Source organism: uncultured Campylobacter sp., assembly GCF_937997405.1.
Classification (GTDB): domain Bacteria; phylum Campylobacterota; class Campylobacteria; order Campylobacterales; family Campylobacteraceae; genus Campylobacter_B.
In genome coordinates, this window is the sequence record NZ_CALKTL010000014.1 from 1 (window position 1) to 9,701 (window position 9,701).

The 9,701-nt window shown below is 48.1% G+C and carries 10 protein-coding genes; 8 read left to right on the top strand and 2 right to left on the bottom strand.

Annotated elements, in window-relative coordinates:
• Positions 1-182, top strand: a 182-nt coding sequence (locus Q0372_RS00695) for a hypothetical protein (protein WP_298101406.1), incomplete at its 5' end; no start/stop codon positions are given.
• A gap of 104 nt (positions 183-286) precedes the next feature.
• Here Q0372_RS00695 and Q0372_RS00700 read toward each other — a convergent pair.
• Both Q0372_RS00700 and putP read right to left on the bottom strand, forming a co-directional pair.
• Positions 287-1,630 carry a DUF2130 domain-containing protein gene (locus Q0372_RS00700; RefSeq protein ID WP_298101408.1) on the bottom strand — a complete coding sequence of 448 codons (1,344 nt, stop codon included), beginning with the start codon at positions 1,628-1,630 and terminating at the stop codon, positions 287-289.
• Complete coding sequence (putP, locus tag Q0372_RS00705; protein WP_298101410.1) at positions 1,623-3,131, bottom strand: sodium/proline symporter PutP; 1,509 nt, start codon at positions 3,129-3,131, stop codon at positions 1,623-1,625. Before putP ends, Q0372_RS00700 begins: the two co-directional genes overlap by 8 nt.
• Positions 3,132-3,300: 169 nt before the next feature.
• Here putP and Q0372_RS00710 point away from each other — a divergent pair, with 169 nt between their 5' ends.
• The 7 genes from Q0372_RS00710 to Q0372_RS00740 are packed head-to-tail and all read left to right on the top strand — an operon-like array spanning position 3,301 to position 9,248.
• Complete coding sequence (locus tag Q0372_RS00710; protein ID WP_297995910.1) at positions 3,301-3,963, top strand: amino acid ABC transporter permease; 663 nt, start codon at positions 3,301-3,303, stop codon at positions 3,961-3,963.
• Complete coding sequence (locus Q0372_RS00715; protein ID WP_298101412.1) at positions 3,956-4,684, top strand: amino acid ABC transporter ATP-binding protein; 729 nt, start codon at positions 3,956-3,958, stop codon at positions 4,682-4,684. The genes Q0372_RS00710 and Q0372_RS00715 overlap by 8 nt, the downstream gene beginning before the upstream one ends.
• Positions 4,685-4,695: 11 nt before the next feature.
• Positions 4,696-5,436 carry a basic amino acid ABC transporter substrate-binding protein gene (locus tag Q0372_RS00720; protein ID WP_298101414.1) on the top strand — a complete coding sequence of 247 codons (741 nt, stop codon included), beginning with the start codon at positions 4,696-4,698 and terminating at the stop codon, positions 5,434-5,436.
• Positions 5,437-5,495: 59 nt separating this feature from the next.
• Positions 5,496-6,032, top strand: coding sequence for a hypothetical protein (locus Q0372_RS00725; protein ID WP_291940022.1), 537 nt, complete (start codon positions 5,496-5,498; stop codon positions 6,030-6,032).
• Positions 6,025-6,639, top strand: coding sequence for a thiamine phosphate synthase (gene thiE, locus Q0372_RS00730; RefSeq protein ID WP_298101417.1), 615 nt, complete (start codon positions 6,025-6,027; stop codon positions 6,637-6,639). The genes Q0372_RS00725 and thiE overlap by 8 nt, the downstream gene beginning before the upstream one ends.
• Complete coding sequence (locus Q0372_RS00735; protein WP_298101419.1) at positions 6,626-7,402, top strand: undecaprenyl-diphosphate phosphatase; 777 nt, start codon at positions 6,626-6,628, stop codon at positions 7,400-7,402. The genes thiE and Q0372_RS00735 overlap by 14 nt, the downstream gene beginning before the upstream one ends.
• Positions 7,403-7,424: 22 nt before the next feature.
• The gene (locus Q0372_RS00740) at positions 7,425-9,248 is read left to right on the top strand and encodes a phosphoethanolamine transferase (RefSeq protein WP_298101421.1); all 1,824 of its coding nucleotides are present in this window, start codon (positions 7,425-7,427) and stop codon (positions 9,246-9,248) included.
• Positions 9,249-9,701 lie beyond the last annotated feature (453 nt).

A 9,701-nucleotide genomic window follows, 5' to 3' on the forward strand; every position in this document is an offset into this window, starting at 1 on the left:
TAATTGGGATACAAGATAGAAATTCCAAATCAAATTTTCGCAACATGAAGCGATTCCTTAATTATGAATTTAAATTTTACACGCTACACGGTGCGGCATATTTCTGCCGAGATAAAATTCGCAAGCAAAATTCCAACCTCGCAAACCCAAAAGCATACAACAATTATTTCTTGAAATTTTAGCACCACTTGTCCACGGACAAATATCGCGTTGCTTACGAAATTTCGGCCTCACGCCGTAAGATCATCTCGCGTTCTCGCTAGAACGGCGACCCGTCCACACGCCGCTATAGCGTCTCGTCGCCGTCTTGGTTTTGAAGCGCGTCCGCTTCGCTCTCCGTCGCGATCGCCTCGAGGCTTAAAATTTCATCGACGTCATCCAGCTGCGCTACGCCACCTCCTGCGATGCTTCTGATGCTTGCGTGCATCGCGATCGCTCCGTCTCGCGCACGCACGATCTGTTTTTCGCGCTGTTTCCAGATGCGCTCCATCGCGTTGCGCTCCTTATTTAGGCTCTCTTGCATGCCGACGAATGCCGATACGATCGTCTTTATCTGGTTTGCAAACTCGGGCGAGGTCAGATAGTCGTAGAGCATCGCCGTTTTGCTATCTTGATTTTGACCCGATCTCTTGGCAAATGCAAGCGCCACGACATGTTCGCGCAAGACGGCGCAAAGACCCTTAAATTCCTCAAACGAACAGATCCAGATGCTAGCATCGCTCGGCGCTTGGTGCAGCCTAGGGCTGTGAGGCGGCATCTGCTCGGTTACGATAACGCCGATCTGCGCGCCCTCGCCTATCATATCGTCTTTGAGTTTGTCGATCCATTTGGGCTCGAAGCTTTTCGTGCGCTTGCTCTCGTATAAAATTTTACCGCAACCCGCAAACTCCCTCGTATGCACCGTCTGTACGCAGTCTGCGCCGCGCGCGCCCTTTTTGACCTCATCTATCTCGTCCAAAGGAAAGTTTAGCCGCAGATACTCCTGTAGCGCAAGCTCCTGCACCTCGCCCTGAAGCTGCTGCGAGCCCACCTCCGAGCGGCGCTTGAGCTCGTTTATTTGGCCGATTAGGCTTTGGATCTGCTCATCTTTTTGGCGGAATTTCAACTCGTTTTCCTGTGAAATTTGCTTCGAAAGCCGCTCACGCTCTTGATTTACGCGGTTGGTTAGCTCGATCTCGGATTTGGCTTTATTCTCGGCTTCAAGCTCGCTAAATTTACGCTTTTGCGCCTCCATCTCGGCCTTTATTAAATTTAACTCGGAAATTCTTTGCGATTTTTCTTGCAGCTCCTTTTGTAAAATTTCAAATTTCGCCGCGTTTTCGCTCTCGATCTGAGATTTTGCAAGCGCTAAAATTTTCTCCCGCTCGCTGTTTAGCGCGGAATCGGTCGCCGCTTTTACGCGCTGCTCAAAGGCGTTTTCCTTCGCTTGCAGCTGCGCCAGATGCTTCGCGTACTCCTCGCGCTTAGCGGCGATCTCGGCTTCAAATTTAAGCGTGGCTTCGTTTTGCTGCTGCTGCCACTTTCGCTTCTGCTGCAAAATTTCATCTTCAAATTTGGCCTTGATATCGCGCTGCAGCGCCTCGTCTATATCAATCTGCGAGCCGCAGTGCGGGCACTTTACGTTAGCCATTTTTGCTTCCCAAACTCTGCTCTTTCATCTTTTCAAATTCCTGCGAAATTTGCGCGGCATTAGGCTCATCCGCCATCTTATCGAGCACGGAGTTGTAGCGATTTACGAGCAATATCGCAAGCGCCGAAAAGCAAAAGCCCGGCAGCAGCTCATAAACGATCGCCGAAAGCCCCGATAAGATCCAGCAAATGACCGTAATACCGCCCACGAGCATACCCACCAAAGCAGAGAGCGCGCTCATCTTTTTAGAATACAGGCTGAAAAGCAGCACCGCTCCAAAGCTCGCGCCAAATCCCGCCCAAGCGTTTCCGACGACGTTTAGCACCGTATCGTTTGAGCCAAACGCCAAGATCGCGGCGACTGCGGCGATGATCACGACGGCGATACGGCTGCTTAGCGTCTGCGTGCGCTCGCTTACCTCTTTTTTATAAAATGCAAAGATAAAATCCTTCGTAACCGCGCTAGCGCTTACCAAAAGCTGGCTTGAGATAGTGCTCATAATCGCTGCTAGCACCGCAGAGATTATCACGCCTAGGATAAATGGATGAAAGAAAATTTTACCGAGCTCTAGGAAAATTTTTTCTGGGTCGTCTATGCTAAGACCTTTTTGCGAAAAATACACAAAGCCGATCAGACCGCTAAGCATCGCGCCTACTAACCCTAGTACCATCCACGAAATTCCGATGCGGCGCGCGCTATCAAGCTCGCGCGAGCTTCTAATCGCCATAAAGCGCACGATGATATGCGGCTGCCCGAAGTATCCGAGTCCCCAAGCAAGCAGCCCCAAAACGCCTAAGAAGCTTTGATTGTAAAATAGATCAAGGTGGCTCGCGCCATATAGCCGTACCTGCGCCAAAAAGGAGCTGTCCGCAGGGATCTGCAGCGCGCGGTAAGAAAACAAAGGGATCAAAATAAGTACCGCAAACATCAGCGCCCCTTGAAACGCATCCGTGATCGCGACGGCCTTAAATCCGCCGAAAAAGGTATAAAACACGACGATTAGGATCGTAGCGACCGCGCCGTAGGTAAAATTTAACCCGAAAAAGCTCTCGAAGGTCTTGCCGCCTGCGATGATGCCGCTGCTAACATAGAGCGTAAAAAATATGATGATCAAAAGCCCCGAGATGATGCGAAGCGTCTTGGTATGGTCTTTGAAGCGGTTTTCTAAAAAATCGGGGATCGTTACGCTGTCGCTTGCTACCTCGGTGTAAATTCTAAGCCTTTTGGCAAGGAATTTATAGTTGCACCACGCGCCCACGCAAAGCCCTAGAGCTATCCAGATATTGCAAATCCCCGTCGCAAACATCGCGCCCGGCACTCCCAAAAGCATCCAGCCGCTCATATCGCTAGCGCCCGCGCTAAGTGCCGTTACGAATGGCCCTAGGCGGCGATTATCGAGCAGATACTCGCTTAAGCTCGCATTCTTGTCATAATAATACCTACCTATAAAAATAAGCGCGCCGAAATATATCGCGATTGCGCAATAGGTCCAAAAGCTCATCCTGTCATCCTTTTAAAAAGGCTAATTCTACCCTACTTCAAATAAAATTTCGCTTTCGGAATTTAGCCAGATTTTAACGAAATTTTAGTATTCTTGCCATTTAAATTTTAAGAAAAAGGCGCCTTGGTTGAACGAGAAAATTTTAAAGGTCGTATTTGTTTTGACTGTAATCGCTGTGGGGCTTTATTTCACCTATCCCGAACTGAGCGAAGCGCAAAAAATTTCATACGCCAAAAGCTACGGCATCACTCTTATTTTGACCTCCGGCGGCATCGTGATCGGTATCGCATTAGGATTTATGCTGGCATTTTTAAAATTTCTAAACAATAAATTTTTAAGCTTCATTATCGACGAATACGTAGACATCATCCGCGGAACTCCAATCGTTATCCAACTGATGGTGTTTGTGTTTATTATCTTTGCTACGTGGAGCAATAATATCGCAGCTGCGATCTTTGCGCTGGGGCTTAATAGCTCAGCTTACGTCGCGGAGATCGTGCGCGGCGGCATAAATAGCGTCGATCGCGGACAGATGGAAGCTGCGCGCGCGATGGGGCTAGGCTACGGCACGGCGATGAAAGAGATCGTCTTTCCGCAGGCGATAAAAAATATCCTGCCTGCGCTTGCGAATGAGTTTATTAGCCTATTTAAAGAGACCTCGGTCGTGGGCCTCGTAGCAATTACTGATCTTACGTTTTTTTCAAAAAGCATGCAGGCTGCGCTTTATACCGTCCAGCCGATACTTTTTGCCGCAGTACTTTACTATGCAAGCGTGAAATTTTTCTCGTTTTTAGTAAAAATGCTAGAAAGTAGGTTAAACCGCAATGATTGAAATATCAAATTTAACCAAATCCTACGGCAATTTATCGGTGCTAAAAGGAATTTCAAAGACCATAAATAAAGGCGATATCGTAGCAATCATCGGTCCAAGCGGCGGTGGTAAATCGACCTTTTTGCGCTGCTTAAATCTGCTTGAAATTCCAAGCGGCGGCACTATTAAAATAGACGGCGAGGATATTACCGATAAGCATACTGATATTAATAAAATTCGCCGCAAAGTTAGTATGGTGTTTCAGCATTTCAACCTCTTTGCAAATAAAAACGTGCTGGAAAATTTAACTCTAGCGCCCATAAAAGCGGGTATCTATACTAAAGAACAAGCCTACGCAAAAGCAGAGGAGCTGCTAGCTAAAGTAGGTCTTAGCGATAAGGCCTATACTTATCCGCACAAGCTTAGCGGCGGGCAAAAGCAACGCATCGCAATCGCTAGAAGTTTGGCGGTAAATCCGGACGTGATTTTATTCGACGAGCCTACCTCGGCACTAGATCCCGAGATGATCGGCGAGGTGTTAGGAATAATGAAAGAGGTCGCTAAAGAGGGCATTACGATGCTTGTGGTAACGCACGAGATGGGCTTTGCACGCAATGTCGCGAATAGGATTTTTTTTATGGAGGGCGGCAATATCGCTGTGGACGATACGCCTAAAAACGTATTTGAAAATCCGCAAAATCCGAGATTGAAAGAATTTTTAAATAAAATTTTAAACCACTAAAGGAGAGGGAAATGAAAAAATTTATTAGATTTTTAGTTGCGGGCGCTTTGCTTTGCGGTTCGCTAATCGCTAAAGACATCACCAAAGATACGCTCATCGTGGGCACGAACGCCGAGTATCCGCCGTTTGAGTTTGTGGATGAAAACTCCAAGGTTACCGGCTTTGATATGGATCTGGTAGCCGAGCTTGCCAAGCGCGCGGGGGTGAAATATGAAATTTTAAATATGAGCTTTGACGGACTAATCCCTGCGATTAAAAGCGGCAAAATCGATATGATCGCCTCAGGAATGAGCGCGACACCGGCTCGTAAAAAGGCTATTGATTTCACGGCTCCTTACTATAAAGTCGAGAATTTATATGTCAAGCGTAAGGACGATAGCTCGTTAAATTCTAAGGCGGATCTGCAGGGCAAGCGCCTTGCCGCGCAGCTAGGCACTATTCAAGAGCTTGCGATCAGAGATATCAAAGGTGCCGAGGTTAGCGCTACGGAGAATGTTTTTGTAGCCGTTATGTCACTGAAGAACAAAAAGATCGACGCGCTTTGCGTAGATTCGTCCGTGGGCTACGAATACCTCAAGAAAAACGACGATCTAACCGCATTTTTTAAAGAATCCGACGGCAGCGAGGGCTTTTCGATCGCATTTGATAAGGGCAAGTATCCAGAGCTTCTGGCTAAATTTAACGCAGCGCTTGAGGAGATGAAAAAGGACGGAAGCTACGAAAAGCTTTTGGAAAAGTATAATTTAAAATAATCCGCAAAATTTAGGCGCAAATTCCTCTCATAGAATTTGCACCGCTTAAGAGGAATCCTATGAAAAAGATATTTCTAGCACTTGCGATTTTGCTCTGCACGCAAAGCTTTGCGGAGCAAAAAGATAGATACGGCATCGCTGCGTTTGCAGGTCTTGGCAATGACGGCAGAAGCTTCGTTTTTACCTTCAGAAAGGCTCAAAAAGATCGCTTCTTCCCCTGCGACTTAAAAAATTTAAACATTATCGCCGCGGGCGCTTCTAGGTGCATAACGGACGCTAAGGAGCTGAAAAAATTCGACAAAGAATATAAAAAAGCTCTCGAGTCCGTGATAAAACCCGGCAAGCGCTACTACGTAAATTTAATCGATCGCGGCAATGACGCCTATGTCTGCGACGCAAGCGATCCTAAAAGCAATCTGCGATTGGACCTAGTGGCGGCGGGATTTGCCGTGCCGACAACCGACGATAGCGAACTTCTTTTAAAAGCCGCCGAGGAAGCCAAAGAGGCTAAACGCGGAATGTATAGCGCAAAATTTTGGGATGTTACCAACTGCATTCTAAACGGCGTGCCGATGCCGAAAAAGATAGATGAGTGAAATTTACGCGCTTAGCGACGATGCTTTAACGCCGCCGCAAACTATCTTTTCGCAGATAGATGAAATTTTACGCTGCGGCGTAAAGCTCGTGCAGTATCGTAGCAAGCTCGCCGTGAGGGATGAAGCTTTAATCCGCTCTCTCATCGGCCTTTGCGAAGATTACGGCGCCAAACTCATCATCAACGACGATACGACGCTTGCCAAAAAGCTCGGCGCGCACGGCGTGCATATCGGAAAGGACGACGGCGAGACGGCGCAGGTGCGCGAGTTTTTAGGCGCGGATAAGATCATCGGCGTTAGTTGCTATGCTGATCTTGCTCGCGCGCAAAAGGCCGAGGCGCAGGGCGCTAGCTACGTAGCCTTCGGCTCGCTAAGGCGCAGCAAGACAAAGCCTGATGCGCCGCTTTGCCCCGATGCGCTCGTGCAAGAGGCGCAAAAATCTTTAAACCTTCCAATCGCCGTAATCGGCGGGATAAACCTAGAAAATCTGGATGAAATTTTAGCCATCAAGCCCGATTATATCGCGATGGTAGAGGCGATCTACAGACCCGCTTCGATCACACAGAATTTAGCAAATTTAAAGGAAAAAATGGATGAATATATTTGACGCCGTGATTTTAGGCATCGTCGAGGGACTGACTGAGTTTCTGCCCGTAAGCTCGACCGGACACATGATCCTAGCAGCAAAACTGATGGGCTTGCAGCAGACCGATACGCTTAAATGCTTCGAAGTCGTTATCCAGCTAGGCTCGATCCTAGCGGTCGTCGTGATGTTTTACAAGCGGCTTTTGGTCGATTTTAAGCTCTGGTGCAAGCTCATCGTGGGCTTTATCCCTACCGCCGCGATCGGCTTTTTGCTCTACAAAAGCATCAAATCGCTCTTCGCGCCGCAGACCGTCGCCTACGCGCTGATCGGCTGGGGCATTATTTTTATCGCGGTAGAGCTCTTTCGCAAGGCGCGCCCGAGAGAAAGCGAGCTAGAGCATCTGGATCAAATTTCATACGTTCAGGCCTTCATCATCGGGCTTTCGCAATGTTTTGCGATGGTGCCGGGCACTTCGCGCAGCGGCGCTACCATCATCGCAGGGCTTTTGTGCGGGCTAAGCAGAAACTTAGCCGCGCGCTTTAGCTTCCTACTCGCGATCCCTACGATGTTTGCGGCGACTTTTTACGACACCTATAAGAATTTAGACACCTTCGCGCAAAACTCCTCTAATATCACGACTTTTCTCATAGGCGGGGCAGTGGCGTTCGTCGTGGCGCTTGCGGCAATCAAGCTATTTCTAAGTTTCGTTTCGAAGTTTGACTTCATCCCGTTTGGAATTTATAGAATTCTAATCGGCGCTATCTTTTTCATCTTCGTTTTTTAAACGCAATCATCAAAGGAATTTCATGAGCCTAGCAAAAAATATCGGCGCATTTTTAAAAGACGCATTCAGCCTCCTATCAGTATTCGGCGGCGCGGTGCTAAACGCATACGCGCTAGTCTTGGTATTAAATTTAGCGCTTGGGCTGCTTCTTATCGCGCGCGGCGGCGAGCTACTCTCTGCGCAGGCGCTGTTTTTCGTGGCGTCTGCGATCTGCGGCGTGACGATACTTTTTTTCGCGCTTTACGCGCTTAGCTTTTACAGCGCCAGGCTATATAAAATTCTCGCCTTTGCGCTTCTGGCGATAAACGTGGTCTTTGCGATCGCTCAGATTTTTTTGATCTTTAGCCTGGAGCTTACCTACTCGCACGGCACGCTGGACGCGCTAGTGCAAACGACGCCCAAGGAGGCCTTTGAGTTCGCGCATGCGTTTTTAAATTTTAAGCTTATCGCGGCTTTTTTGGTGCTTTTGATCTTCGTCTTCGCCGCTCTTAGGCTTAGAGTGAGCCAGCGAGTGCGGATGAAGCTATGTCGCGCGATAAAGATAGCCTTTCTGCTTAGCTTGCTCGTTTTTATTGCGCATGCGGCGTTTAAAAGCTACGTAGCCAAAAGCTCGAAAATGCGCGCCAGCATCATAATCGCGCTAAATAAAATTCCGATTTATAACTTTGCTTTCGTTACGAAAGATTATTTCGGCGCCGATTTTAAAAGCGTGCGCGAGCTGCAAGCGGGATACCAAAGCATTTACGCCTCGCATTCGCATAAAACCGCGCCAAACCGCATCTCAAACGTCGTTTTCATTATCGGAGAGAGCCTGCAGCGAAATTTTATGAGCCTATACGGCTACTATCTGCCCACCACACCGAATCTGCAAGCGCTTGAGCAAAGCGGAAATCTAATCGCCTTTAGCGATGTCGTCTCGCCGGGTGCCAAGACCAACGACGTGCTAAAATACGTGCTAAATTTCGGAAATTACGAGAGCGAAAAGCAGCGCCCGTGGAGCGCCAACCTCGACATCGTAAATCTCGCGCGGCTGGCAAACTACGAGACCTTTTGGATCAGCAACCAGGAGCGCTACGGGCAGTGGGCGGTAGCAAGCGGCGCGAGCGCGCAGATGACGGATCACTCGGACTTTACGAATCAAATCCCGGTTTACAAATACGCCTACTCGCTCGACGAAGTTATGCTTCCTAGCATAAAAAATTTCAAATCGGGTGCGAAAAGATCACCTCTTGCACGCAAGGACGAAAGCTCCGCCGCAGAGGTGGGCGGCGCACAGATGAAGGATAAATTTTTCATCCTTCATCTAATGGGCTCGCACCCGAGCTACGAGTTTCGCTATCCGAAAAGCTTTGCTAAATTTAGCGCCGTGGACATCTCGCGCGAGCCGCTTGATGAGGGACAGAAAAAAGAGCTCGCGCACTACCTAAACACCGTGGCTTACAACGATTTTATCGTAAGCGAAATTTATAAAATTTTTGCGAGCGACAACACGCTGATAGTCTATTTCAGCGACCACGCCCAGAGCCTTTATCAATACCGCGGCAAGCTGATCCACGGCGGCATCAACCGCTTCACGCTCGAAATCCCGCTGATTTTCATGGCTTCGGATAAGTTCAAAGAGCAAAACGCTGATCTTTGGGCGCGCATCGCCGCAGCCAAAAATAGGCCGTTTTTAAACGACGATCTCATCCACGCGATCGCGGAAATTTTAGAGATGACCGAGCTGCCCGAATACGATCCCGCTCGCTCGGTGATAAACGCGGATTTCAACGCCTCGCGTCCGCGCATCATCGAGGGGGTCGATTACGATAAGGTTTACAGGCTGCAGAAGGAATTCGGCGAGTAAATTAGGTGAAATTTTGCGCCTTTTAGCGGCGCAGAATTTCGCTTCTTAAAATTTGCGCTCTTATCGCAAGCGCTCGCGCCCTAATTTGGCTTTCGGACGGGCGTGTCTGCGTCAAATCTACGCTATCGCAAAGCTCTGCGGTAGAATTCTTGTATTGCGAAATTCTGCTTAGCAAAATTCGGCTTTGCGGAATTTCAAATTTTACCGCTCAAATTCCACGGCGCAGAATTTTCTATGCGTTCACGAAATACAAAATTTGCGAAGCTCATTCAAATAGCGAAATTTTGAAATTTCGGAATTTTAAAATCTGGCGGTATAAAAATTTATCCACGCGGCACGGAATTCTACCGATAAATTCAGCCCGTAAATTTAAAATTTCAAAATTCTAAACTGCGAAATTTTATGCCGAAAAATTTCACGTTCCAATCGGCACGGAGTATCTGCTACCCGAGC